This is a genomic window from Bradyrhizobium sp. UBA2491 (genome assembly GCF_002341725.1).
Classification (GTDB): Bacteria; Pseudomonadota; Alphaproteobacteria; order Rhizobiales; family Xanthobacteraceae; genus Bradyrhizobium.
Genome location: NZ_DDOP01000050.1, coordinates 152,880 through 178,905 on the forward strand (window position 1 = coordinate 152,880; position 26,026 = coordinate 178,905).

Annotated in this window: 23 protein-coding genes; 14 read left to right on the forward strand and 9 right to left on the reverse strand. The window is 64.6% G+C overall.

The features are described from left to right. Positions 1 to 12: 12 nt before the first annotated feature. Positions 13 to 339, reverse strand: a complete 327-nt coding sequence (locus tag B2W55_RS17230) for a GrlR family regulatory protein (RefSeq protein ID WP_024582432.1) — start codon at positions 337 to 339, stop codon at positions 13 to 15. A 210-nt stretch (positions 340 to 549) separates the two neighbouring features. Between B2W55_RS17230 and B2W55_RS17235 the strand changes: the two genes are divergently transcribed. The 3 genes from B2W55_RS17235 (at position 550) to B2W55_RS17250 (ending at position 7,257) form a co-directional block, all read left to right on the forward strand. Next, positions 550 to 1,656 (forward strand): formylglycine-generating enzyme family protein, encoded by a 1,107-nt coding sequence (locus B2W55_RS17235; RefSeq protein ID WP_160306779.1) that lies wholly within the window; start codon positions 550 to 552, stop codon positions 1,654 to 1,656. 161 nt (positions 1,657 to 1,817) lie between these two features. Next, positions 1,818 to 3,302, forward strand: a complete 1,485-nt coding sequence (locus B2W55_RS17240) for a toll/interleukin-1 receptor domain-containing protein (protein WP_024582429.1) — start codon at positions 1,818 to 1,820, stop codon at positions 3,300 to 3,302. Continuing rightward, a complete protein-coding gene (locus tag B2W55_RS17250; RefSeq protein WP_081725950.1) occupies positions 3,238 to 7,257 on the forward strand; it encodes a hypothetical protein in 4,020 nt (1,339 codons plus the stop codon). The genes B2W55_RS17240 and B2W55_RS17250 overlap by 65 nt, the downstream gene beginning before the upstream one ends. Positions 7,258 to 7,294: 37 nt before the next feature. Here the strand turns inward: B2W55_RS17250 and B2W55_RS17255 are convergent, their stop codons facing one another. Then, positions 7,295 to 8,302, reverse strand: coding sequence for a polysaccharide deacetylase family protein (locus tag B2W55_RS17255; RefSeq protein WP_080891155.1), 1,008 nt, complete (start codon positions 8,300 to 8,302; stop codon positions 7,295 to 7,297). A gap of 209 nt (positions 8,303 to 8,511) precedes the next feature. Here B2W55_RS17255 and B2W55_RS17260 point away from each other — a divergent pair, with 209 nt between their 5' ends. Continuing rightward, positions 8,512 to 9,720, forward strand: a complete 1,209-nt coding sequence (locus B2W55_RS17260; RefSeq protein WP_024582426.1) for a hypothetical protein — start codon at positions 8,512 to 8,514, stop codon at positions 9,718 to 9,720. 7 nt (positions 9,721 to 9,727) lie between these two features. On the opposite strand, the gene B2W55_RS17265 is transcribed toward B2W55_RS17260, so the two are convergent. Further along, positions 9,728 to 9,895: a hypothetical protein gene (locus tag B2W55_RS17265; protein ID WP_168200240.1), complete on the reverse strand. Its 168-nt coding sequence runs from the start codon at positions 9,893 to 9,895 to the stop codon at positions 9,728 to 9,730. 112 nt (positions 9,896 to 10,007) lie between these two features. Further along, positions 10,008 to 10,361 (reverse strand): membrane protein insertion efficiency factor YidD, encoded by a 354-nt coding sequence (gene yidD, locus B2W55_RS17270; protein ID WP_024582425.1) that lies wholly within the window; start codon positions 10,359 to 10,361, stop codon positions 10,008 to 10,010. Between the two features lie 243 nt (positions 10,362 to 10,604). On the opposite strand from yidD, the gene B2W55_RS17275 reads away from it, so the two are divergent. Further along, positions 10,605 to 11,522, forward strand: a complete 918-nt coding sequence (locus tag B2W55_RS17275) for a hypothetical protein (RefSeq protein WP_024582424.1) — start codon at positions 10,605 to 10,607, stop codon at positions 11,520 to 11,522. Positions 11,523 to 11,526: 4 nt separating this feature from the next. On the opposite strand, the gene B2W55_RS17280 is transcribed toward B2W55_RS17275, so the two are convergent. Next, positions 11,527 to 11,973 (reverse strand): iron-sulfur cluster assembly scaffold protein, encoded by a 447-nt coding sequence (locus B2W55_RS17280; protein WP_024582423.1) that lies wholly within the window; start codon positions 11,971 to 11,973, stop codon positions 11,527 to 11,529. A 239-nt stretch (positions 11,974 to 12,212) separates the two neighbouring features. Between B2W55_RS17280 and folE the strand changes: the two genes are divergently transcribed. The 4 genes from folE (at position 12,213) to B2W55_RS17300 (ending at position 15,823) form a co-directional block, all read left to right on the forward strand. Next, positions 12,213 to 12,893, forward strand: coding sequence for a GTP cyclohydrolase I FolE (gene folE / locus B2W55_RS17285; RefSeq protein ID WP_024582422.1), 681 nt, complete (start codon positions 12,213 to 12,215; stop codon positions 12,891 to 12,893). Between the two features lie 28 nt (positions 12,894 to 12,921). Further along, positions 12,922 to 13,350: a phosphoribosyl-AMP cyclohydrolase gene (gene hisI, locus B2W55_RS17290; protein ID WP_024582421.1), complete on the forward strand. Its 429-nt coding sequence runs from the start codon at positions 12,922 to 12,924 to the stop codon at positions 13,348 to 13,350. Positions 13,351 to 13,468: 118 nt separating this feature from the next. Beyond that, complete coding sequence (locus B2W55_RS17295; protein ID WP_024582420.1) at positions 13,469 to 14,479, forward strand: transglycosylase SLT domain-containing protein; 1,011 nt, start codon at positions 13,469 to 13,471, stop codon at positions 14,477 to 14,479. 162 nt (positions 14,480 to 14,641) lie between these two features. Beyond that, positions 14,642 to 15,823 carry a DUF2336 domain-containing protein gene (locus tag B2W55_RS17300; protein WP_024582419.1) on the forward strand — a complete coding sequence of 394 codons (1,182 nt, stop codon included), beginning with the start codon at positions 14,642 to 14,644 and terminating at the stop codon, positions 15,821 to 15,823. A gap of 391 nt (positions 15,824 to 16,214) precedes the next feature. On the opposite strand, the gene B2W55_RS17305 is transcribed toward B2W55_RS17300, so the two are convergent. From B2W55_RS17305 to B2W55_RS17315, 3 genes are all read right to left on the reverse strand, one after another. Further along, positions 16,215 to 16,793 carry an Hpt domain-containing protein gene (locus B2W55_RS17305; RefSeq protein ID WP_024582418.1) on the reverse strand — a complete coding sequence of 193 codons (579 nt, stop codon included), beginning with the start codon at positions 16,791 to 16,793 and terminating at the stop codon, positions 16,215 to 16,217. A gap of 9 nt (positions 16,794 to 16,802) precedes the next feature. Then, a complete protein-coding gene (locus B2W55_RS17310; RefSeq protein ID WP_024582417.1) occupies positions 16,803 to 17,348 on the reverse strand; it encodes a response regulator in 546 nt (181 codons plus the stop codon). Positions 17,349 to 17,461: 113 nt separating this feature from the next. After that, positions 17,462 to 18,241 carry an NAD kinase gene (locus B2W55_RS17315; RefSeq protein ID WP_024582416.1) on the reverse strand — a complete coding sequence of 260 codons (780 nt, stop codon included), beginning with the start codon at positions 18,239 to 18,241 and terminating at the stop codon, positions 17,462 to 17,464. A gap of 162 nt (positions 18,242 to 18,403) precedes the next feature. Here B2W55_RS17315 and B2W55_RS17320 point away from each other — a divergent pair, with 162 nt between their 5' ends. The 5 genes from B2W55_RS17320 to B2W55_RS17340 all read left to right on the forward strand — a co-directional run bounded on the left by B2W55_RS17320 (position 18,404) and on the right by B2W55_RS17340 (position 25,768). Further along, on the forward strand, positions 18,404 to 19,996 hold the full coding sequence (locus tag B2W55_RS17320) for a S10 family peptidase (protein ID WP_024582415.1): 1,593 nt from the start codon (positions 18,404 to 18,406) through the stop codon (positions 19,994 to 19,996). A gap of 222 nt (positions 19,997 to 20,218) precedes the next feature. Then, positions 20,219 to 20,635, forward strand: a complete 417-nt coding sequence (locus B2W55_RS17325; RefSeq protein ID WP_024582414.1) for a hypothetical protein — start codon at positions 20,219 to 20,221, stop codon at positions 20,633 to 20,635. A 101-nt stretch (positions 20,636 to 20,736) separates the two neighbouring features. Beyond that, positions 20,737 to 21,138, forward strand: a complete 402-nt coding sequence (locus B2W55_RS17330; RefSeq protein ID WP_024582413.1) for a FixH family protein — start codon at positions 20,737 to 20,739, stop codon at positions 21,136 to 21,138. Then, on the forward strand, positions 21,135 to 22,574 hold the full coding sequence (locus tag B2W55_RS17335) for an efflux RND transporter periplasmic adaptor subunit (RefSeq protein WP_024582412.1): 1,440 nt from the start codon (positions 21,135 to 21,137) through the stop codon (positions 22,572 to 22,574). The genes B2W55_RS17330 and B2W55_RS17335 overlap by 4 nt, the downstream gene beginning before the upstream one ends. Further along, complete coding sequence (locus B2W55_RS17340) at positions 22,571 to 25,768, forward strand: efflux RND transporter permease subunit (RefSeq protein ID WP_024582411.1); 3,198 nt, start codon at positions 22,571 to 22,573, stop codon at positions 25,766 to 25,768. Before B2W55_RS17335 ends, B2W55_RS17340 begins: the two co-directional genes overlap by 4 nt. Here the strand turns inward: B2W55_RS17340 and B2W55_RS17345 are convergent. After that, positions 25,693 to 25,917 carry a GDCCVxC domain-containing (seleno)protein gene (locus B2W55_RS17345; RefSeq protein WP_080891154.1) on the reverse strand — a complete coding sequence of 75 codons (225 nt, stop codon included), beginning with the start codon at positions 25,915 to 25,917 and terminating at the stop codon, positions 25,693 to 25,695. The two genes, B2W55_RS17340 and B2W55_RS17345, sit on opposite strands and share 76 nt — an antisense overlap. Between the last annotated feature and the right edge of the window lie 109 nt (positions 25,918 to 26,026).

Below are 26,026 nucleotides of genomic sequence, written 5' to 3' on the forward strand. Positions count from 1 at the left end.
GACGCCAGGCGGCTAGTCGGCGATCCGCGTTAGGACCGCCTTGAAGCTCACGCCGGGCCGCTGCAGCGCCTCGCCCTCGAAGTCGACCAGGTCGCCGTCCGCGGTGCCCTTCAGCATCAACGTGATCGCGTCGGTCCCGAACAGCGGCCGGAAGGCCGGATCGGGATTGTGCCGCTGGGTCGAGACCTTGACGTGAATGCCGTCATCGCGGTCGGCGTAGTTTCCGACGAAGGCAAACGCCGAATTGCCGCCGCGGAGCTTGCCGTTTGTGGCGTAGAGCACACCGGCGCCGGTGCCATGGACGGTGTGAAATTCGAGCTTGTACAAGCCTTCGCGCAATGCCCACCTCCGGAAAAATGTTCGTCCCAATGCTCGCACCCTATGGGGCACGCCGGGCGCAAGCAATGCCGGGCATCGCAAATCCCTCGGTGTTCATCACCGCGATGCCTGCGGAATCGGACTGGAGGCTGGCGCCCGAGCCCGTTGATTTGGCGGCGCAGCGGTCGCTGGTCGGGGCTCGCCGATAACCATTGCAGATCATTTCTACCTTTGATTGACGATATCAGGCCCCTATGCAAAACTGCCGCCGAAATTTCTGCTCGGTCAGGGGATACGATCGTGCATGTTGTTTTTTGCGCCATATTGATTGTCTTTTTCATTGCTTTGGACGGCTCGGCGGACACCGCGAAGGCGGCCGAGACCTTCAAGGACTGTTCGGTCTGCCCCACCATGGTCGGCTTGCCCCGTGGCAGCTTTCTCATGGGCACCAAGTCGGAGCAGTCTGAAGCCAGGGCGCCGAAGGGCGAAGCTGCCGGAGCCGATCCCGCCAAGAGCGGAGGCGAGGACAACGAGCTGTCCGATGGCGACGACGAAGGACCGCAGCACAAGGTCGAGTTCAAGAAGCCGTTCGCGATCGGACAATATGCGGTGACGCGTGGCGAGTTCGCGGCTTTCATCAAGGAGACCGGATACCGTCCTGAGGATTGCTTCACATTCCACAGCGAGGACGTATCGAACATCGTGATCCCGCATGGGCTCAACTGGCGCAATCCCGGATTTGCGCAGACCGATCGCGATCCGGTGGTGTGCGTGTCATATGACGATGCGAAGAAATACGCGGCGTGGCTGGGCAAGAAGACGGGGAAACCCTACCGGCTGCCGACCGAGGCCGAATGGGAATATGCCGCCCGGGCCGGCACGACGACCCCGCGCTATTGGGTGGGCGACGATGCCGAGGTGTGCCGCCACGCCAATGTGCTCGACCGCGCGGCAGCGCAAACCTTCGGGACCGACAAGGACCACAAGGACGCGTTCATTCCATGTCTGGACGGTCACCTCTATACGGCGCCGTCCGGCTCATACCCGCCGAATCCGTTCGGACTCTACGACATGCTGGGGAACGTCTGGCAATGGGTCGAGGATTGTTACGTCGGCAGTTACAGGAATGCGCCTGCCGACGGCACTGCCGTGAAATCTGCCGGCGATAATGATGGCGACGGCAAGAGCAACGCCGACGGCGACAGCGACCAATGCTCGACACGCGTGCTGCGCGGCGGATCGTGGGCGTCCGCCATGAACCAGGCCAGGTCGGCCTACCGCCATGGCGACGGCTCGCGCACCATTTTCTACGGCTTCAGGGTGGCCCGGCCGCTCTGAGGCTTTTCTGGAGCGGGCCCGCCGGCGCTTGCGCTCCCTCGACAAGTCGATTGCACCAACCCGGTCAGGTTCGCGAGAGCAATGAAGATCAAATCGATGAAGTGGTCGGTCATTTCCAGGAACGGAGAGATGCTGCATTCCGCCGGTCAGGGGAGGCTGGGATGCGCAAGCTGAAGATCTTCGTCAGTTACTCTCACGCCGATACCGAGCCGCGTCCCAAGTCCGACAACAGCCGCCTCGGTCTCATCATGGAGGACCTCAAATACGAGTTGCGCTGCAACTCCGGCCGCCCGCGGTTCGAGGTGTTGCGCGACATCGACATCACCAGGGTGTCGGACAACTTCCGGGTGGAGATTGACAAGGCGATGGTCGCCTGTGACGTCGCGATCCTGTTCATCTCGGAGGAGTTCAGCCGCTCCGAGGAATGCGAAGCGGAATTCGCACGGTTGATCGAGCTCGGAAAGCCGCTGTTTCTGGTGGAAATCGAGCCGGTGTCGCTCAACGAGGACGAGGACCGCATCAGGAAGTATCGAAACGCGGTCAAGGACATCATCTTCGTCAAGTTCTGGGGTCCGGACCGCAACAAGAGGTCGGTGAGATACGGCTATCCATTGCCGAACGATACCGCGACCAGGGATGAGTATGGCGCGGCGCTCGAACAGGTCGTGGCAGGCCTCAAGGCGCGCGCCCTGATGCTGCCGCCGGAAGCCCCCAACGATCAGGATGCCCGGACCAACGACCAGTCGGATCAGACCGGCACGGCCGTCTTCGTTGCGTATCCGGCAACCGACGTCAAACCGGAAACGCAGCGGCTCGCCACCACGATGGAAGCGAACAAGCTCGTGGTCCGCGCATTCGATCCGGAGCTCGATGTTCGCGAAGGCGATACGTTCGCCGCCGCGTTCAAGCGCGCGCTGGCCAAATGCGACGCATACGTTCAGCTGCTCGGGGCTAGTCCGGGCAAGCTCGTGCCTGGATCCGATTTGCGCCTGGTCCGCGCCCAATGTGACATGGCTCGGCAGGCCGGCAAGCCGATATTCCTCTGGCGGTCGGCCAGCTTTGATGTCGAGGATCTCGAATCCGACTACGGCGCCTTTCTCAAGAGCATCAGCGATTGCCAGATCGGAAATTTCGTCGAGTTCGAGGAATATCTGTTGAAGAAGCTCGACGACCTTGCCGCGCAGCGGCGGTCCGACGAGCGTCGTGCCGGAAAATTCCGTGGCCGCAATCCTGCGGCGCCTTTTGTCGTCATCGACGCGGCGCGCCCCGACAGCGAACTCGCGCAGAAGATCGCCGACGCGCTGGCGGACCACGTCAACGTCGATCATCTCGACTACGACCTGACCGGACAGACGCTGGCGAACGCAGTCGCCGACAACAACGCCCTGATCCTCGCCTACGGCAAAAGCACCGAGGGACAGAAGCGGACCCAGGCGCATTTCAGGTTGATCCGGCGGCCGACGGGAGAGCTCAACGTCAGCCAGCTCGAGCTCGCGGTGGGGAATGGGGCGCCGCCCACGGCGCTGCCGTTCCCGCGCGGCCCGAACGTCCATGTGATCACCGTCACCGACCAGGTCGACAATGCCGAGATTTCGAGCTTCCTGGCGAAGCTCGGCGTCGTCATTGCCCAGCGCGAGGCGCGATAAGGTGGAACCCGGCGACACCAGCAGTCTTGAGCCTTACCCGGGATTGCGGCCGTTCCGGAAGGACGAGAGCGACATCTTCTTCGGTCGTGACGATCATATCAGCGAGATGATCGTCAAGCTTTCGAGCAGCCATTTCCTTTGCATCACCGGATCCTCCGGTTGCGGCAAGTCGTCCCTGGCGCGGACCGGGCTGATGAACCATCTGGAGGCCGGCTTCCTGTCTGGCCGGGGATCCGACTGGATCTTCTGCGACCTGCACCCGGGTAACAATCCGGTCGACAATCTGTTTCGCGGCATTGCCGATGCGGTCGTCGGCGAGGTCGAGGAGGATACCGGGGGCGGCACGGGCGAACGGTCGGCGCAGATCAGGGACTTTCTCGAGGGCCACGTCATCGCCCAGCGGCGCACCAGCGACCTGAACACGGTGCTCGATCTGGTCGCCGGGATCGGCACGCGCCCGATCATGATCCTGGTCGATCAGTTCGAGGAGTTGTTCCGCTATGCCCAGTCGGACTCCGAGGCGGCCGTCAACCTTGTCGACATATTGCTGAAGACGGCGGCGGCAAGCGGCAAGATCTATATCGTCATCACCATCCGCACCGACGAGTTGGAGAAGTGCTCGCGCTATCCCGGACTGGTGCGGCTGATCAACGACAGCCAGTTTCTCACGCCGGTGCTCGATCGCTACCAGATCCAGCAGGCGATCGAGGGGCCGATCACGCTGTGGGGCGGCCAGATCCTGCCGGACCTTTCGACATGGCTGCTGAACTGCCTCGAGGACGAACTCGACAAGCTTCCGCTGATGCAGCACGCGTTGCGGGTGCTCTACGCGGCGAAGACGTCGGCCGAAGGCCGCAAGGACGTGATCATCGGGCTCGCCGACTTCGTCCAGGTCTTCGGCCTTCCCGAGAAGCTCGACCTGATGTCGGCGGAAGGGCGGCTTGCGCTGCGCCGTACCCTGTCGGATCGGTTGACGCGGCGTTACGATACCTTGCAGGATCGACTGAAGCCGGCGGCGCGGCAGGCATTTTGTGCGCTGACCGCGGTCGACAGCCGAAACCGTGACATCCGCCAGCCGCAAAAGCTCGGAACGCTCGCGAAGATCATCGGCGCCTCGGAAGAGGATACCCGCGCCGTCGTTCGCGCGTTCGTGACCCGCGAGGAGGCGTATCTTCGCTACGATCCTCATCTCGCCAGGGAAGACACCGTCGACGTCACCCATGAGTGCATCCTGCGCCTCTGGCAGCCATTGCAGGCGGAATGGCTGCTCGACGAGAAGAGATCGGGCGACAACATCATGTCGCTGGCCCGCTTGGCGCGCGACTGGAGCGGCGCCCCGGACAATCAATCGACCTTCGAGAGGTTGCTCGCACGGATCGCCCTGAAATGGGTCGCGCGTGGCCAGTACCAGTCATGGTTCGACAAGGCCCGTCCGAATTCGGACTGGGCGGCCCGCTATCTCGCCAATGTTGATTGGCCGGCGTCGCCCGACAGCAGCGCCCGGCGGATGGCGCCAGAAGCGATCTTCAAGTCGATCGTGGCGTTGCTGGACGCCTCGAAGCGGCAACAATGGCTGTTCGTGCTGACTTCGATCGTCCTCGTGCTTGGGATCCTGGCAGGCGTTTCGCTTGTGTCGTTGCAGATCATGAACGCCAAGGCCCGCGAGAGGGAAGTTGCCGAGCGGGAGAAGCTGAGGGCTGCGGCCAACCTGGCGGCCTGGAGCCTCCCGCCCGAATACACGCGCATTTCTCAAGTCAATACCGCACTCGAGGCGGTCTCCCTCGGCGAAGCCAGTTTCGGCGTCGTATGGAGCAAGTTGCAGCAGGTCTACGAACTGTATCGGTTCAGTGCCGCAGACGAGGTGCATGCCGCCGATTTTGCCGCCGATGGAAAATCGGTGCTTGCGATCGACAAGACCGGCATTCTGCATCAATGGGCGGTCACCACGGAACGGACCGTCTTGCGTGAGGTCGATTTCGGCCAGCGCGACCCTGACGGCAACCGGGCGCAGGGCCGATCGCTGGCCGTCTCGCCGCAGGGCGACGTCGCAGCGGTCGGATTCAATCAGGGGGCGGTCGTGCTGCTCGATCTGACGAGCGCGGATAATCGCTTCGATGCCCTGCAAATCAAGCGCGCGAACCCGCATGGTATCGACAGCGTTTTCAAGATCGTGTTTTCAGCCGACGGCATGCTGCTCGTGACGTCGTCGCGAGCGGGAAACATCGCGATCTGGGAGCGATCCCGGTCCGTGCCGGCGCAACCCGGCGGAGCGAAGGGGGGCGATCCGCTACGCTGGACCTTGAAGCAGGATATCGACCTGACGAAGACGCTCCCGCCGGCGGATATCTGGGCCGTCGACATCGATCGTGCCAAACAAACGATCGCGGTGGGGCTGGGAGACGGACGCATCTGCTTCCTGCGGCTCGATGACCTGGATCACCCGTTCTGTCCGGAGGAGTCGGCGAGGGGCAGGGTGAAGTCGGTCAAGTTTCTATCGGACAAGCCGATCCTGTTGTCTGCCGGCAACGACGCCAAGGTCACCATATGGGATGTCGACACGTCGTCGCGAACCGCGAAACCGTTGCCGTTTGCACTTGAGCATGACAATGCCATTTGGGACCTCGACGTCAGTCCGGACGGCAGCCTGCTCGCGACCGCAGATTTTGATGGATCGGTGCGGGTCTATCAGACCGGCACCTGGCGTCTGCTGAACAAGATCGCTGCGGACACGTTCGCATCACGCAGCGGCTCTCGACGCCTGCAACCGGGAGTTTCGGCGGATGACCTGAATGCGTTGCGGACCGTCCGATTCAATTCTGCATCCACGATGTTGGTCACGTCGTCACTTGATCGCACCGCGCGGGTGTGGACGCCGCTGCTCGGCAGGGCGAACATCCCGGAACTGAGCTATCGTTTGCCGCCGGGCGACGACAAGCGGCCTCGACGTATCAATTCGGTCGCGCTCAATCCCTCCCGGGAAGAGGTCGCCTTTACCGACCGGGCCGCAGTCTATGTGAAATCCGCGGGCAAGTTGCCGAAGGCACTTCCATCCGGCCGGTCGGACGGAGCGAGCCACCCGGCTCAGCCGAACTTCAACCAGGTGCTGTTCCAGTCACCGAACGTGATCATCGCAAGCGGCGTCGAGCCGCTGCTCACGGTTTGGACCAGGCGAGACGATGCCGAATGGGCGATCCGGACGATCGCCTTGCCCGGCGATCCCGTTCCGACCGGCCGCGGCGTCGCGATCAGTGCGTCCGGCGCCCTGCTGGCAGTCGAGGTGCGAAACGGCGAGGCGGCAAGCGTCATGCTGTGCCCATTGCGGGGAGACACACAGTGGAGCTGTCCAACGTCGAAGACCGGGGGGCTGTCGCTCGCTGCGAAGCTGCCGTCGAAACCGACCGACAAGGACTGCGCCTCGGCTGGTTCCGAAGTGCACGTCGCAATGTCCGGCAGCGAGCATCTGGTCGCCGTCAGTGCGGGAATTTGTCCGATCGAGGTGTTCGACCTTCGCAATCGAGAGCAGCCGCGCTTCTACAGCGGCCACAGAGGAGACGTGAACTCTCTCGACTTCTCACCGGATGAGACGGCGCTGGTCGCATCGTCTCAATTCTACGACGTGGATATCTGGAACCTGGCGGGCGGCAAACCGAGGGATATCAATCATCACGGATCGCCCTATGTGACGTCGGCAAAGTTTTCACCATCGGGCAAATCGATCGTCAGCGTATCGGACGACAATTCATTGATCGTCACTGACGTGGCTTCGGGCCAACTTGTGACCAAACTGGACTATCGCAGCAGCTTGCTCGACCTGGCGGTGATCAAGACCGCACGCGGCACCCTGATGGCGACCGGCTCCGGCGCTGGCGACGTCGATGTCGCGCCATACTTCGAGAACGGCAACGACGTCATCTCGTATACGAAATCGGTCCTGCACGATATTTCGGCGCAATAGCGCGTTGCGCTGCCGTGGGGCGGGCACGGCCGTGACCTCAATGCGCCTCGATCTGGCGCGCCAACTCGTCATACTGGTCGGTGTCTCCGACGGTCTGGTCGTAGCAGGACGAACTGATCACCGGCTCGCCCGCCTTGAGCAGCTCCGTCACGGTGACGAAGTCGTAGCCCTGCTTCCTCAGGCTGGAAATGATGTCCGGCAGCGCATCGTCGGTGTACCAGCCGCGGCCGTTGGCATGAAACAGCACGATCGATCCCGGGTGCACATTGTCCAGCACCTTCTTCGTCATGGCGTCCGGGCGCTCCTTCCAGTCGGGATCGTCCGACGACACGTCCCACTGGATCGGCACGAGGCCCTGCCGGCCAACGGTGGCGAGCGATCTGGAATCGCATGCTCCGTAGGGAAACCGGAACAGGCTCATCGATTTCGGAGCAATTTCGTCGGCCATCCCCTGGCGTCCGGGCACGGCGCATTTGCGTCCCTCGAGGTCCTGGCGGAGCTCGTCATAGGCCTGATCGGCTTTCCTGATCTCCTCCGCCGCGTCTGGACTGGACAAGAGGCGCAGATTGCGGTGCTCCCAGGTATGATTGCCTACTTCGAAGCGGGCATCCGAGATCAGCTGCTGGGCGCGCACCTTGTGCGTCATCATCCATTTGCCGCTCATGAAGAAGGTGGCCTTGACCCCGTGGTCCCGCAGGATGTCCACGATCTTGCCTTGATAACCTGCGACTTCATTGACGCCCTCGCACAAGTCGAAGGTCAGCGCGATCAGCTTCTTTCCGGGTGGCAGGCGGACGCTGCGTACGCTGCCCAACGCGCGAGGTTCGGCCGGTGCGGCGTCGACCGAAGCGGGTTGCGGGAGCGGCGGCTCGATCCTCTCCTTGACGATGGTGTCTTCGCCGTCCCGCGCGGCCAGGTCCGCGGCAACCCAGCAGGCTTGCGGGGCATGCGTCGAGACCTGACCGTCTTCGGCGTACAGCGGCCGCGGGGCGAGCGACGTGCTCGATATCGCCAGGACAATCGTGATCAAACTTCTTGTGAACATGGTCGCGCTCGAAAACGATGTCCGGATATGAAGCCTGGCGTGTAGACAGGACCCAGCCGCAGGCAGAAACAGACGGATTCGTAACGGGATCACCGCAAATTTTACGGCAACCTGCGGTATAATCCAACATCAATCATGCGTTGCCCTCGGTCGGCATGCGGGCCTGCACCATCCTGTGAAGCGGCCCGATCATCACGTGTGGAGTTGAAATGAGAACATCGTTGTCCGTTGCCATCGTGGCGCTGGCCCTGGTGCTGTTGGCGCCGGCGGTGCGGGCTGCCGAAGTGACGGCGAATGATACGGCGCGCTTCCTTGCCGGCTTGCAGCCCTCAGTCAATTCGCCGTTGCTGCGGTTGACGACGGAGCCCGCCTGGCAGCGCCACGCGCAGTTCTTCGACACGGCGTTCGCTCAGCTCGAACAACAGCAATTGTCCCGGATCCGGAACTGGTCCGGCGCCAATCTCCCCGCGGCGAGGCCGACCATGTTCTACATGTTCGCGGGACCGGACTTCCTCTACGCCAATGCGTTCTATTCCGGTGCCACGACCTATGTGCTGAGTGGCCTGGAGCCGACCGGCGCTGTATCCGATCTGACCTCGTTGCCGTCCGACACCGTCGCCGTCGCGCTCGACAGCGTCGAGCGCTCGCTGTGGTCGCTACTGAATTTCTCCTTCTTCGTTACCAGGCAGATGAAGACCGACCTCGACGTCGCCGAGGTCAGTGGCACCCTGCCGATCCTCTATGTGTTCCTCGCGCGCTCCGGCATGACGATCCGCGACGTCAAGCCGGTGGCGCTCGATGCCAATGGAGCACTTACCGTTGGAGCGAACGAGTTGGCGCGCAGCAAGGCGCGCGGCACGCGCATCGTGTTTGCCGGCGCCGATGGCGTCGAGAAGACGCTGTATTATTTCTCGACCGATCTCTCCAATTCCGGCCTGAAGGCGAGCGGTTTCCTGAAGTTCTGCGCAACGCTTGCGCCCGGTGACAGCCTGATCAAGAGCGCCTCCTATCTGATGCACCTCGGCGACTTCTCGACGGTCCGCAAGTTCATCCTCGCCAACAGCGCGACCATCATTCAGGACGATTCCGGAATTCCGCTGGCGCAATACAGCCCGAAGATGTGGCGGTTCGCGCCGTTCGGCCGCTACCTCGGTCCGATCGACAAGTTTCCGGGCCTCTATCAGCAGTCCTATGCCGAGCTGTTCAGCCGCGCGCGGCCGATCGATTTCGGCATCGGCTATCGCTGGCGGCCGAATGAATCGAACCTGCTGCTGTCGGTGAGATTGCCCGGCGACGGAACGACCGCAGAAGCGCTGCCGCCAGGCGAGCAGGCGCCCGCGCTTTCACCGAGCCCGAAGCCGCGCAAACCTCGTCCGCCGAGACCGCAGCCGTCCGACGATTTCTGGGGCTCGCGCTAGAGCCGCGTCACCACCTCACGCTCTGGCTGGGCACGATGAACGCCGTCGTGCTCGGCTTGCTGGGACTGTGGGTGAAGTAGCCGTAGGCGGCGACGATCACGACGAGCAGGGCAAGCACCGCCAGCAAATCGATCTGCCGGGGATCGTGACCGTTGTGGCTGATTTTCCAGCGCATCGTTGTTTCCTCCCCAGGGGGTAGCAAGGGGGCACCGAAACAACGCGCCAAGTATCGCCACAGTTCCGCCGGGCAGCAATGCGCGCCACTTTTGGAAGCGCCGCAGCAATCATCAATTGTCGTTGACGCCACGCCAGCGGCCGTAGCGCCAGGGCAGATACCAATGTGCGCCCGGCGGCTTTGCCGCAGGCACGTTGTCGATTCCCGATGTGCCCCAGGGTTGGCAGCGCAGCAGCCGCGCCAGCGTCATCCACCCACCGCCCCACAAGCCGAATCGCTCGATCGCCTCATCGCCGTAGACCGAGCAGGTCGGCAGGTGCCGGCAGTTGTAGCCGACCAGCGGCGACAGCGTATGCCGATAGATCCAGATCAGGGCGCGTCCCAGATTGCGCGGCAGGCGGCGCATGCCGGTGGCACATTCCGTGCATCGTGTGGCGTGTGACGTCGAATGATCTGTCGGGTGCATCGCGCAATCATGTACGTAGTCTTGCGGGGGTTCCAAGCCGCGGAACCGTGCTGCTGCGGATATTTACGCCACAGTTCGCAACTATCCCTCCGCGCAGGGTGGCGCTGCAGCAAGGGTCCTATGGACGCTCCAGGTCAGCAAGGCTACCGTTCCCATAACGCGCCGATGACAGAATCGTGGCGTATTGCCGATGGGGCCGTAGCCAACGCCTGCACCGTCAGGGGCTTGGGGGAAGGAACCAAATTGAGGCTCGTCAAGTCGCTCTCGTTGCGCAGTTTGGCGCTGGTCGGCGCAACTGCGCTTTGCTTTGCAGTATCCGGTACCGTCACCACGGCGGGGAGTTCCGCGCAGGCGAGTTCGACGCTCGAAGAACGCAAGCTGCCGATGAAGTTCAGCTGGATTACCTGCCAGCCGAATTGCCGCGGATGGGTATCGGCGGTCGGTATCATCACGGCGGATAGTCCCAAGGATTTCGACGAATTCGCACGCGGTCGCCAACTCAGCGGCGCCACCATCGTGCTCGACTCCAGCGGTGGCTCGGTCAACGACGCGATCACGCTCGGCCGCCGCTTCCGCGGTCTCGGGGCGCTGACGACGGTTGGCACCAGCGTCGTCAGCCAGGCGGCGCAGGGCGACCGTGCGAGCGTTTTGCCCGATGCCTATTGCGAGTCGATGTGCGTGTTCCTGCTGCTGTCGGGCAAGACCCGCTACGTGCCGCCGGCCGCGCACGTCCGTGTGCATCAGATCTGGATGGGCGACCGCGCCGACGATGCCAAGGCCGCGAGCTACACCGCGCAGGACCTGATGATCGTCGAACGCGATATCGGCCGCCTTGCCAAATACACCTTCGATATGGGCGGCGCCGGTGAGCTGCTGTCGCTCGCGCTCAGCGTGCCGCCGTGGGAAGACCTGCACGAATTGTCGGCGGCCGAACTGCGGCTGACCAATCTCGTCACCACCGATGCGGTCGCCGACGTGCTGCCGCGTCAGGACGATGCGATCCCGGTCGCTGAGGCAAAGCCGAAGAACAGCGATCGCTTCCTGAGCAGCGCGGTGGAAAGCGAATTGCAGCCGCAGGTCGCGAAGGCGACCAAGACCGCCGAGGCCGTGGTGCCGACCGGCGGCACCGCCGCGCCGGCGCCGGTCCAGCCCTCGCAGTGACTGACTAGGCCGGCTGTTTCGCCTTGGCCTCGATCTGCCCGATGGCATCGACCACGGCGTCGAAGGTCAGCAGCGTCGAGGCGTGGCGGGCCTTGTAGTCGCGCACCGGCTCGAGCAGTGCGATATCGGCCCATTTGCCGCCCTGCGGGGGCTGGCCATTTTCCTTCAGCATCTTGCGAACGGTCTCGCGCAGTTCGCGCAGCTCGTCGGCGGTCGAGCCAATCACGTGGCTCGCCATGATCGAGGATGAGGCTTGGCCGAGTGCGCAGGCCTTCACGTCATGGGCGAAGTCCGTCACCACGGGGCCATCCATCTTGAGGTCGACCTTGACGGTCGAGCCGCACAATTTGGAATGGGCGGTGGCGCTGGCGTCGGGGTCCGCGAGCCGTCCGAGGCGCGGAATATTGCCGGCCAACTCGATGATCCGCTTGTTGTAAATGTCGTTCAGCATGGGGACAGGTGCCTGGTTCCGGCCGCGCCGGGCGCTCTTGGCGGCTGGGTTTCACCGTCCTATATATGAACAGCAGCGCCGGAAACATAGTCCGGCCATGCCGCCGCCGCGGTCCACTTTCGCCGGGGCGGTGCTACAAAGATGGGACTCAGGCGCCCGGCGGTTCGACGATCCGCCCCGTCTGCCCGGTGACACATCCGGCCCGAGGGCAGTGCCAGGGCCGGTCGAACGGAGAAGACATGGACGCCTTGATCAAATCGATTCGCCCCAACAAGCCAACCGACGCGAAGTCCGCCGAGCTCGATCCTTCCGAGTTCATGGGGGCTGCGGTCCGTGCCGACCAGCCGCGCCCGTCGCGGGCCGAGGCCGAGCAGGCCGTGAAGACGCTGCTCGCCTATATCGGCGAGAACACCAATCGCGAGGGCCTGCTCGACACGCCGCGTCGTGTCGTCGAGGCTTATGACGAGCTCTATCAGGGCTACCATCAGGCGCCGGCCGAGGTGCTGAACCGGACCTTCGGCGAGACCGCCGGCTACGACGACTTCGTGCTGGTCCGCGACATCGAATTCACCTCGCAGTGCGAGCATCACATGATGCCGTTCTACGGCAAGGCGCATATCGCCTATACGCCGGTGGAGCGCGTCGTGGGCCTGTCCAAGCTGGCGCGGCTGACCGACATCTTCGCCCGCCGCCTGCAGACCCAGGAGCATCTCACCGCGCAGGTCGCGGCCGCGATCGACGAGATCCTGAAGCCGCGCGGCGTTGCGGTGCTGATCGAGGCGGAGCATACCTGCATGTCGGTGCGCGGCGTCGCCAAGCACGGTGCATCGACCTTCACCAGCCGCTTCACCGGCATGTTCCGCGACAATCCGGCTGAGCAGCAGCGTTTCCTGTCCCTGGTGCGAGGACCGAACCGGTAACCTCGCGTTTTCTCGAGCGAGGTTTGCCGTGTCCGCATCGACCCACGATCACGACCGCGAAGAGGGGCTCGGCTTCGAGCCCAAATTCGACGCGGCAGGTCTCGTGACCTGCGTCGCGACCGATGTCGCGACCGGCGACGTGCTGATGGTCGCGCATATGAACGACGAAGCCCTGCGCAAGACGATCGCGACCGGCGAAGCCTGGTATTTCAGCCGTTCGCGCAATGCGCTGTGGCGCAAGGGCGAGAGCTCGGGCCAGACCCAGCGCGTGGTCGAGATCCGGACGGATTGCGACCAGGACGCGGTGTGGATCAAGGTCGAGCAGATCGGCGCCGCCTGCCACACCGGACGGCGCTCCTGCTTCTATCGGGCGGTGAAGGGCGAGGGTGGCGACGTCAGCCTGTCCTTCGTCGATGCCGACCGGCTGTTCGATCCGGCGCAGGTCTATCGCAAGTAGCGCAGTCCAGGCCGGCTTCCTCCCCGCCGGGACGCTCTTAACGTGCCATTAACCATAATTACGGCAGGTTGATAGGACTTGGGTGCCGATTGCCGGCGCCCGGCAAGGCACCGGATCGATGGCGGTCGACCTCTTCAATGCCACGGCTGCGACAGGTGTCGATCCCTCGCGTCTGCAAGTCGCGAGCTCGATCAAGCAGGCAGCCGCGACCACCGGCACGAGCTTCGAATATCTGCTCACGACCGCGAAGATGGAATCCAATTTCAATCCGCGGGCCGGTGCCACGACATCGTCGGCGCACGGACTCTATCAATTCATCGACCAGACCTGGCTCGGCACCGTCAAGGAGGCCGGCAGCCAGCTCGGCTACGGCCAGTACGCCAACGCCATCACCAAGAATTCCGACGGCAGCTATTCGGTCAGCGATCCCACCGCCCGCAGCGCGATCATGAAGCTGCGCGACGATCCCGATGCCGCGTCGTCGATGGCGGCGGTGCTGACGCAATCCAACAGCTTCAAGCTGACCGGAACACTCGGCCGTCGCCCGACCGATGCCGAGCTCTACATGGCCCATTTCATGGGGGTCGGCGGCGCCGGCAAGCTGATCTCGGGTGCCGAGGACAGTCCGAGCGCCAACGCGGCCGCGATGTTTCCGAAGGCGGCGGCCGCCAACCAGTCGATCTTCTACGACAAGTCGGGCAATGCGCGCAGCGTCAGCCAGGTCTATTCGGTGCTGACCACGCGCTATGCCGCGGCAGCGAATTCCAAGGACACCCGCACGGCCTTTGCCGCGGCGGGCGGCGACACCATGAGTCCCTACGCGATCGCGAGCGCTGTGCCGACACCGGCGCTGACCATGGACACCGCGTCCTATCTCTCGACTTTCCCGGACGCCCGCGCGGCCGCGTCGGCGGGAACGACCTCCGCCGTCGCCTCGGCCCAGCCGGCGCCGGCCTTCCGCTCGCTCTATCAGGGTGGCGACCGCCCGCAACCGATCTCGCCGACGGTGCAGGAACTGTGGGGCAGCTCCTCCGCGCTGACCACGTCGGCGACGCCGAAGGTCCGTGCGCCCGGCCGGCTCGACCTGTTCAGCGATCCCAACGGGACCTACAGCAGCAGCAGCAGCTAGCACCCGGCGCTCTGCGGGGACCACTGCGCGTCCTGGCCGCATTAACGAAACGGCAATAATCCCAAACGTTTATGGTGAACCCTTTGTTAAGCGTCATGGTTTATTTTTCCTTGTAGTGGCGTCGTATGTCGATGCCGTTACGTTGCGTAAGCCGGCAGGACCATGATCGTTCGGCAGTTCATTAGTTGGATTAGAACCGCTCCCGCAGGCGAGCGGGCAGAGGCGACGCGGGCGCTGGCCCGGGCGTGGCTGATTTCAGATCTCACCGAGGACGACCGGATCGCGGCCGAAGGCGCGCTGCTGATGCTGCTCGACGACCCGTCGCCGCTGGTGCGCCAGGCGATGGCCGAGGTGTTTGCGCACAGTGCCGAGGCGCCCGCTGCGATCGTGCAGGCGCTGGCGGCAGACCAGCCGGCGATCGCGCTGCCGTTGCTGGAACATTCGCCGCTCTTGATCGACGCTGACCTTGTCGACATCGTCGCGACCGGCTGCGACGAGATGCAATGCGCGATCGCGCGCCGCGTCGACCTGCCGGCGTCCGTTGCCGCGGCGATCGCCGAGGTCGGCTCGGCCGCGGCCGCGCTCGAACTGATCGAGAATCCCTATGCCGGCCTCGCGCCGTTCTCCTGGGACCGCATCGTCGAGCGTCACGGCCATCTGGCGGCGATCCGGGAATCGATGCTGGCGCTGGAGGATTTGCCGTCGGCGACGCGGCTGGCGCTGGTCGCAAAGCTCTCCGACACACTGGCGCAATTCGTCGTGGCGCGAAACTGGCTCGGCACCGACCGCGCCGAGCGGATCGCCGGCGAGGCGAAAGAGCGCTCCACGGTGAACATCGCCGCACGTGCGTTCGGCGACGACATGCAGAACCTGATCGCGCATCTGCGCGCCACCGGCCAGCTCACCGCCGGACTGATCCTGCGCGCGCTGCTGTCGGGCAATCTCGATCTGTTTGGAGCGGCGCTCGCCGAATTGTCCGGCTTGCCCTATGGCCGCGTCTCCGCGCTGCTCAACGATCGCGGCGGCAACGGCCTGTCGGCGCTGCTGCGGCGCGCCGGCCTGCCGGAATCGACCTATGCGGCGTTCCGCGTCGCGCTCGAGGCCAGCCACGAGGTCGGCTATGTCGACAGCGGCGACGGTGCGGCGCGGCTGCATCGCCGCATGGTCGAGCGCGTGCTGACGCATTGCGAGACCGATCACACGGCGGCCGAGCCGCTCTTGATCCTGCTGCGGCGCTTTGCGACCGAATCGGCGCGCGAGGATGCGCGGATGTTCTGCGAGGAACTCGCCGCCGAAGACGCGCTCGCGGCATTGCCCTACGAGGACGACCTCGTCGCGGCCTGAAGCATGGTCCGGAAAAGTGCGAAGCAGTTTTCCGAGAAGATCATGAGCAAACAGGAAGCTAAAGCGAGATGAGTTTTTGTTGAATCGGTTTTGCGCGGTCTCGGTTCACCTCTCCCCGCTGGGGAGAGGTCGGATTGCGCATGGCGATGCGAAGCATCGTCCAGTGCAATCCGGGTGAGGGCTCTTGCTCTCTCGATAAACCGTAACCCCTCACCCGATTTGCTGCGCAAATCGACCTCTCCCAAAGGAGAGGTGAACCTTCGATGCCGTTCCAGTTCAACCTAATCTCATCAGGCTTTAGAGCGAGATGACGGTTCAACCTCATCTCGTCTCGCTTCAGACGGGCCGCGTTTCCGGCAATTGACGATGAAGTCGTGGCTGTGCGGCGCGCTTATTCGCCCGGCACGATGCTCGGTGCCAGGATCGCCTCGAGATGCTCGGGGCGGTCGCGGTTGGCGTGGGTCAGGAATTCGTCGGCGATGCCGCGGAGCTGCTTGCTCAGCACGCCGGCGACGACGGCGGTGTCGAGCTTGGTGCGGTTGCGCACGATCGCCTGCACGGCGTTGATGTGATGGGCGATCAGTTGGGCCGGCACCGCGGCGAGATCCGGCGCGTGCTCGATGATGCGGCACAGGCTCTCGGCGGCTGCGGCCGCCGACGGATAGCCGAATGTCGCGGCGTCGCCCTTGATGTCGTGCGCCGCGCGGAACAGTTCCTCGCGGGTCTTGTTATTGAAGCCTTCGCGCAGCACCGTGGCGTGCGCGGCGGAAAGGCGGTCGGCCTCGATCGTCATCCACTCCTTGAACTCGCCCGACAGCCCGGCGAGCGCCTTTTCGGCGCGGCCGACCGGATCGTCGAGATCGCTCTCTGGCACGCGCAACAGCATCTTGCGCAGCGGGTTCGGCTGCGTGATCACATGGTGGGTGCCGAAGCTCTGGACCTCGATGGTCCCGGGTTTGTCTTTCGCCATGGCGATGTCCTAGATGGTCGAGCGCGCCTTCTCGAGCAGCGACGGCTGTTGCAACACCTCGACCTCGCCGCTGCCGCGGCGCTCGGGGCCGATATAGGTGTTGGTGGTGTTGCGGCGGCGGTCGGGGCCGAAATAGGTCTTGGTCTTGATGAACGGGCGCGGATTGGCGACCACGTTCATGATGCGCTGGTAGAGGCCCTTGGCCGAGATCGGCTTGGCCAGGAATTCGGTGACGCCGGCATCGCGCGCCACGGTGACGCGTCGCTTCTCGGAATGGCCGGTCAGCATGATGATCGGGGCGTAGGGATTGCCCTTGGATTCCGGCTGCCGGATCATCTGCGCGAGCTCGAGCCCGTCGAAGATCGGCATCGACCAGTCGGTGATGACGATGTCGGGCACGTAATGGGTATACATTTCGAGCGCGGTGGCGCCGTCCTCGGCTTCATAGACTTCGCGTGCGCCGAACGAATGCAACAGCGTCCGCAGGATGCGGCGCATGTGCGGATTGTCGTCGCAAATCAGAAATCGCAGCTTGTTGAAATCGATGCGATACATGGTCCGGTCCCGAAAGGGCATACCGGGCCAACGCGGTATTACCCGACGTTAACCATATCCTCCTCGGGGTTAATGATTGGTTGCCGGCAGGGGGAGCAAGGAACGCGTCGCCGTCAGTAGCCGAACTGCTCGCGCAGGATGCGCTCCTCGAGCGAGTGGCCGGGGTCGAACAGCATCCGCATCGCGATCGTCTTGTCGGACAGCACCTCGACGCGGCGGACGTCGCGGACCTCGTCGTGGTCGGCGACCGCGGCGACCGGGCGCTTGTCGCCCTCGATCACCTCGATCACCACGAAGGCGGAGTTGGGCAGCAGCGCACCGCGCCAGCGCCGCGGCCGGAACGCGCTGATCGGGGTCAGTGCCAAGAGCGCGGCGTTGATCGGCAGGATCGGACCCTGGGCGGAGAGGTTATAGGCGGTCGATCCGGCCGGCGTCGCCACCAGGATGCCGTCGGCCATCAGCTCCGCCATCCGCTCATGCTCGTCGATCAGGATGCGCAGCTTGGCGACCTGGTAGGTCTGCCGGAACAGCGCGACCTCGTTGATGGCGTGATGCAGATGCACGGTGCCGTGGATGTCGGTGGCGCGCATCAAGAGCGGATTGATCAGCGACTCCCGCGCGGCGGCGAGCCGGGTGCGCAGATCATGCGTCGAATACTCGTTCATCAGGAAGCCGACGGTGCCGCGATGCATGCCGTAGATCGGCTTTCCCGTGCGCATGTTGGCGTGCAGCGTTTGCAGCATCAATCCGTCGCCGCCGAGCGCGACCACGACGTCGGCATCGCCGGCCTGATGGTTGCCGTACATCGCCGAAAGCTGCTCGAGCGCCGACTGCGCTTCTGCGCTGGCGCTGGCGACGAAGGCGATCTTGTCATACCGCTTAGAGCTGGCCATCGCTCACGAACTCGTTTGGCACGGACTACGCCGCGCTCGTCTATACATCCCGGGCGGCCTTGTCGAGATGGTCCGGGAACGGACCGGACGCCTTGCCGGTGTCGCCAAGCTATCGCAGTTTGATGATGGTATGCGTAAACGTCGGCCCAGGGAGTGAACGACATGGCTAACGGTTTTGCGACACGGTGTGCGGCTGCGTTGCTGCTGGCCTGCCTTGCGACCGCGGCGCGGGCCGACGACGAGACCCCGCAGCCGCAGCCGTCGCCGAGCGCACAGGCGCCAGGCGGTCAGAACCCGAGCGGCCAGAAGGGCCGGGCAGGGCGTGGCGAGGGGGGCGGCTCCGCTGCCAACGCCGCCGGCAACGCATCGGCGCCCGAGCAACATCGCCTGCCGCCCGACTCCACCACGAAACAATCGGTGGCGCTGCCGGGGCGCACATTGGCGTTCGGCGCGACCGCAGGCTCGATCCGCGTGTTCGACGACAAGGGCGAGCCGCTCGCCGATATCGCCTACACCTCCTACCAGCTCGACGGCGCCGAGAAGGCCAACCGGCCGGTGACGTTCCTGTTCAACGGCGGGCCGGGCTCCGCGTCGGCCTGGCTGCAATTCGGCAATGTCGGGCCGTGGCGGCTGCCGTTCGACGGCGACGGCGCGGTGTCTTCGGCCTCGCCGGAGTTGCAGCCGAATGCCGACACCTGGCTCGATTTCACCGATCTCGTCTTCATCGATCCGGTCGGCACCGGCTACAGCCGTTTCGTCACCAGCTCCGACGATGCGCGCAAGCGCTTCTTCACGGTCGACGGCGACGCCAATTCGGTTGCGCTGGTGATCCGCCGCTGGCTGGAGAAATTCGACCGGCTGACCTCGCCGAAATACGTCGTCGGCGAGAGCTATGGCGGCATCCGCGGGCCCAAGGTGGTGCGCAATCTGCAAATGCAGCAGGGCGTCGGCCCGCGCGGCCTGATCCTGATTTCGCCGGTGCTGGATTTCCGCGAATATACCGGCTCCAGTCTCCTGCAATATGTGGCGAGCCTGCCGACCATGACGGCGGTGGCGCGGCAGACCAAGGGACCGGTCAAGCGCGAGGATCTCGCCGACGTCGAGCGCTACGCGTCCGGCGATTTCCTGCTCGATCTGGTCAAGGGTCAGGCCGACACCGAAGCCACCACGCGGCTGGCCGACAAGGTCGCCAGCCTGACCGGCATCGATCAGGCGATCAGCCGCAGGCTTGCCGGCCGTTTCGACATCGGCGAATTCCGTCGCGAGTTCGACCGCAAGAACGGCAAGGTGACCGGACGTTACGACGCTTCGGTCGAGGGGTTCGATCCCTACCCGGATTCCAGCTACTTCCACTTCAACGATCCCTCGGGCGATCCCCTGATGGCGCCGCTGACCAGCGCAGCGGTCGATCTCACCACCCGCAAGCTGAACTGGCGGCCCGACGGCTCTTACCAGTTGCTCAGCGAAAGCGTGAACAAGGCGTGGGAGTTCGGTCACGGCATCAATCCGACGGAGTCGGTGACGCAGCTGCGCCAGATGCTCGCGCTCGATCCGAAGCTGAAGCTCCTGATCGGCCACGGCCTGTTCGATCTCGCCACGCCATACTTCGCCTCCAAGATCATTCTCGACCAGCTGCCGGCGTTTGCCGGTCCGAGCCGCACCAGGCTCGTGGTCTATCCCGGCGGCCACATGTTCTACTCCCGCGACGGCTCGCGCCAGGCGTTCCGCAAGGAGGTCGAGGCGCTGATGAAGTGAGGGGGATGGGTGGCGTGGGACTGCGTCGCGTGCGGCAAATGTTGACGTCGTGCTAGCTTACGCCAGGACGACGTCAAAGGATGGTTCTAAGCTCAAGATACCAGATGCGCGGTGTCATCATCTGCGCGTTCGAGTCTTGCACGCCTTTGGACGATGCGCAGCTGGCGCGATCGTGAAGTCGCGCGGATTTGCAGGTTCCGCTGATCCGTGCGACAAGCGGGCATGCATCTGAGGCGGATCGCCAATCTCTGGGTACTGCTGCTTGTCGCGACCGGGCTGTTGCTCGCGCCCGTGGTGCCGGCATTCGCCCGGATGATGCCGGATGCGCAGGTTGCCGCGACACAGGCGATGACTGACCATCAGGCCATGTCGGGTCATGCCATGCACGACGGAGCCATCTCGGCGCAGGTGATGGCGGACGGCATGCCGTGCTGTCCGGACCAGACCAAGAGCAAGGGCTGCGACGATTGTCCGTTCCTTGCGTTGTGCATGCTGAGTGTCTCGCTACCGCTTCCTGCCGGGGCCGCCTCGCTGATCGCGCGTGATCCGTCGCAGAACGCCTTTGCGGCGGGCGACGACCGTCTGCTTGACGGGCTTGGCGCCAAGCCTCCGGATCATCCACCTCGATCCAACGTCTGACGGGCGCTTGCAGCGCCTGATCGCTGACGCGTGCGCCTGACGGTGCGCGCGCCTTGCATGCCGTTCACGCGGTTCATCAGACCTATCGAGGATCATTACCCATGAAGTCTCTCCACCTCGCGCGCGCCGCTGCGGCCGCGCTGATCGGCGTTGCCCTGGCCCACGCGCCCGCTCATGCCGAGATCAAGAACTACGAATTCCAGCTCGTGCAGCCGACCGTCAAGGCCGGGGCCGATCGTGTCGTTACGGTACGGCTGCTCGACAAGAGCACCGGAAAATCCGTTCCAGATGCGATCATCTTCTCGACCCGGCTCGACATGGCGCCCGACGGCATGCAGGAGATGGCCACCAAGGTGACGCCGATGCCGTCGACCGAACCCGGCACCTACCGGTTCAAGGCGACCTTCGGCATGGCCGGCCGCTGGCAATTATCGCTCGGCGCCAAGGTGCAGGGCGAGACCGGCTCGGTTGAAAACAAGCTCGTCGTCACGGCCGAGCAATGAGGCGTCTCGTTTGGGCCGGTGCTGCCGCTGCGATCGTCGCAGCGGCCGGCGTCGCATGGAACCTTCGCGGTATGCCGCCGCGCCTCGCGATCACTGCCATCGTCTCCGCTGCGCGCGCAGCAGAGAGTGCTGCGCCGATCTATTACCGCGATCCCGACGGCAAGCCGCTCTACTCGGCGACGCCGAAGCAGACGCCCGACGGGCGCGACTACTTGCCGGTTTTTCCCGAGGCTGATGCGCATTCGGGCGAGCCCGCGCAGCCGAAAGCTGCGGCCGCGCCCAGCGATCGCAAGGTCAAATATTATCGCAACCCGATGGGACTTGCCGACACCTCGCCGGTGCCGAAGAAGGATTCCATGGGGATGGACTACATCCCGGTCTATGACGGCGAGGACAGCGACGATGGTTCGATCACGCTGTCGCCCGGCAAGGTCCAACGCGCCGGCGTCAAGTCGGAGCCGGCCGAGATGCGGCGCATCCGTACCCTGGTCCGCGCGCCCGGCACGATCCAGCTCGACGAACGGCGCGTCTCGGTGATCGCGATGCGCGCCGAGAGCTATGTGCAGAAGGTGGCCGACGTCACCACCGGCAGCCGGGTGACCAAGGGGCAGCCGCTGATGGAGGTCTATAGTCCGGCGATATCGTCCGCCGCGGCCGAATATGTCGCGACCATCACGTCGAAGGCGACCGCAGGTATCGAGCCTTACGGACGAGGCTCCAAGCAGCGGTTGACCAATCTCGACGTCCCCGAGGCCGTCATTGCCGAGATGGAGAAGAGCCGCACGGTGCCGATCGCAATTCCGTGGTCGTCGCCGCGCGACGGCATCGTGTTGCAGCGCGCTGCGATCGAGGGCATGCGTGCGCAGCCAGGTGACGTGCTGTTCCGGATCGCCGACGTCTCCGTCGTGTGGGCGCTGCTCGACGTCGCCGAGCGCGACCTCGGCAACATCGTGGTCGGGCAGCAGGTCATGGTGCGGGCGCGCAGCTATCCCGGCCGTGCGTTCGCGGGGAAGATCAGCATGATCTATCCGCAGGTCAACAAGGAGACGCGCACCGCGCGGGTGCGGATCGAATTGGAGAACGCCGATCTCGCGCTGCTTCCGGACATGTATGTCGATGCCGAGATCGACACCGGCAGCGCGGCGCCGGTGCTGACGGTCGCCGATAATTCCATCCTCGACACCGGCAGCCGGCAGACCGTGCTGCTTGACCGCGGCAACGGGCGGTTCGAGCCGCGCGAGGTCAAGCTCGGCCGGCGCGGCGACGGCTATGTCGAGATCCGCGACGGTGTTGCCGAGGGCGACGCAGTGGTGACCTCGGCGACCTTCCTGATCGATGCCGAAAGCAATCTGAAGGCCGCGATCAAGGGCTTTGCCGAGGCCGGCGGCAAGCAGGCGGCGGGCGGAAGCGAGATGATGGATGGAGGCAGGCCATGATCGCCCGCGTCATCAGCTGGTCGGCGCGCAATCTGCTGCTGGTGCTGTTCGGCACCGGCTTCGCGGCGGCCGCAGGGCTCTATGCGCTGCTGCATTTGCCGCTCGATGCCATCCCCGATCTCTCGGACACCCAGGTCATCGTCTACACCGAATATCCGGGGCAAGCACCGCAGGTGATCGAGGACCAGGTCACCTATCCCCTGACCACGGCGATGCTGACGGTGCCGAAATCCAAGGTCGTGCGCGGCTTCTCGTTCTTTGGCGTGTCGTTCGTCTACGTCATCTTCGAGGACGGCACGGACATCTACTGGGCGCGCTCGCGCGTGCTCGAATTCCTCAACGGCGCGGCGTCGCGGCTGCCGGCCGGGGTGTCGCCGACCATCGGCCCCGATGCGACCGGGGTCGGCTGGGTCTACCAATATGCCGTGATGTCGAAGCAGCTCAATCTCGCCGACACCCGCACGATCCAGGACTGGAACCTGAAGTTCGCGCTGGCCAAGGCGGAGGGCGTCGCCGAGGTCGCAAGCGTCGGCGGCTTCGTCAAGCAGTACAACGTGGTCCTCGACCCGCAGCGGATGCGCGACCGCGGCATCACCATGCAGCGGATGCGCGATGCGATCCGCGCCAGCAACGCCGATGTCGGCGGCCGCACCGTCGAGCTGTCCGAATTCGAGTACGTTATTCGCGGCAAGGGCTATCTCAGGGACATCAATGACCTCGGCAATGTCGTGCTGAAGACCGACAACGGCACACCGGTGCTGCTGCGCGACGTCGCCCGCGTCGAGCTTGGTCCGGACGAGCGGCGCGGCATCGCCGAACTGAACGGCGAGGGCGAGGTGGCAAGCGGCATTGTGCTGCAACGCTTCGGCGTGAACGCGCTCGACGTGATCGAGAACGTCAAGAAACGATTCAAGGAGATCGCGACCAGCCTGCCGAAATCGGTCGAGATCGTGCCGGTCTATGACCGCTCCAACCTGATCTATGCGGCGATCGACACGCTGAAGCGCACGCTGCTCGAGGAGAGCGTGGTGGTCGCGCTGGTGTGCATCGTGTTCCTGCTGCATGTCCGCAGCGCGCTGGTGGCGATCCTGATGCTGCCGGTCGGGGTGCTGATGGCATTCGGCGCGATGAAGCTGCTCGGAATCGGTTCCAACATCATGAGCCTCGGCGGCATCGCGATCGCGATCGGCGCCATGATCGACGCCGCGATCGTGATGATCGAGAACGCGCACAAGCATCTGGAGCGCGCCAAGCCCGGCCAGTCGCGGGTGTCGATCCTGATCGAGGCCGCGTCCGAAGTCGGCCCGGCGCTGTTCTTCAGCCTGCTGATCATCACCGTGTCGTTCATGCCGATCTTCACGCTGGAATCGCAGGAAGGCCGGCTGTTCTCGCCGCTCGCCTTCACCAAGACGTTCGCGATGGCGGCGGCCGCGCTGCTGTCGGTGACGCTGGTGCCGGCGCTGATGGTGATCTTCGTCCGTGGCAGGATCATCCCCGAGCACAAGAATCCGATCAACCGCTTCCTGATCTGGATCTACCGTCCGGTCATCAACGGCGTGTTGCGGGCCAAGACGCTGGTGATCCTACTGGCGCTCGGCGCGCTCGCGGTCTCGATCTGGCCGGCGCGGCAGCTCGGCACCGAGTTCATGCCCGATCTCAACGAGGGCACGCTGCTCTATATGCCGACCACGCTGCCGGGCATCTCAGTGACCAGGGCATCCGAACTGATGCAGATGCAGAACCGCATCATCAAAAGCTTTCCGGAGGTCGCCTCGGTCTATGGCAAGGCCGGCCGCGCCGCGACCGCGACCGATCCGGCGCCGTCCGAGATGTTCGAGACCATCGTCAACCTCAAGCCGAAGCAAGAATGGCGGAAGGGCCTCACCCTCGACGGCCTGATCGCCGAGATGGACAAGGCGTTGCAATTCCCCGGCGTCTCCAATGCCTGGACGATGCCGATCAAGGCGCGCATCGACATGCTTTCGACCGGTATCCGCACGCCGGTCGGCGTCAAGGTGATCGGCCCCGACCTCGGCACGATCGACCAGCTCGCGCGGCAGGTCGAGCAGGTGCTCAAGACCGTGCCGGGCACCTCGTCGGCCTATGCCGAGCGCAGCCTTGGCGGCTACTATCTCGAGATCGCGCCGAACCGCGAGGCGCTGGCGCGCTACGGCATCGCGGTGCAGGACGTGCAGGACGCGATCGCGACCGCGCTCGGCGGCCAGACCGTCACCACGACGGTGGAGGGGCGGCAGCGCTTCACGGTCAACATGCGCTATCCGCGCGATCTACGCGACAATCCCGGCGCGATCGCCAGCGACGTGCTGGTGTCGATGCCGGCCGGCGGTGCGGTGCCGCTTGGCGAAGTCGCGGACGTCAAGCCCGCGCGCGGGCCGAGCTCGATCCGCACCGAGAACGGGCAGCTTGCGACCTACATCTATGTCGACATCCGCGAGCGCGACCTCGGCGGCTACGTCGCGGATGCGCAGCGCGCGGTGCAGGCCGCTGTCCAGTTCCCGCCCGGTACCTATGTGGTGTGGAGCGGGAGCTACGAATATCTCGAGCGCGCCGCCGCCCGACTCAAGATCGTGGTGCCGGTGACGCTCGCGATCATCTTCCTGCTGCTCTACCTCAACTTCCGCTCGGTGGCGGAGACCATGATCGTGATGCTGTCGCTGCCGTTCGCGCTGGTCGGCGGCCTCTGGCTGATGTGGGCGCTCGGCTTCAACCTGTCGGTCGCGGTCGCGGTCGGCTTCATTGCGCTTGCCGGCGTTGCCGCCGAGACCGGCGTCGTGATGCTGATCTATCTCAACCACGCGCTGGACGAGGCGAGGGCGCGCTGCGCCGCCGAGGGACGGGCGGTCGGCCGCGACGATCTGCACCGCGCGATCATCGCGGGCGCGGTCGAGCGCGTCCGGCCCAAGATGATGACGGTGGTTGCGATCATGGCCGGGCTGCTGCCGATCCTGTGGAGCACCGGCACCGGCTCCGAGATCATGCAGCGCATCGCGGTGCCGATGATCGGCGGGATGATCTCGTCGACCTTGCTGACGCTGATCGTGATCCCCGCGATCTTCGCCATCGTGAAGGGCAGTGCGGTCACCGGCCGGTCAGGTTCTCATTGGCCGCTACATGCGGCATCACCGCAGCATTTTCCGTCCGCCTGGACGGGAGGGCACGGCACGGAGCCGTAGGAGCAGAACACGCAGCAATCGCCGGGCTTCGGCTTGAGGCGGATGCCGCAGCCCACGCAGTCGTAGAAGAACTGGCAGGCGTCGGTCGGCATGGTCTCGGTCTTGGCGAAGCCGCAAGCCGGGCAGGTCAGGGTGGAGATGCGTTGCATGTTGCCTAGGTAAGCCCGGATCGGGGCCCTGCCAGCGTTGCCCGATATGGTCGCTCCTTCGCGGACGGGCCCCTGCGGAAGCGGTCGTTGGGGTTAACTCTGCTGCGGC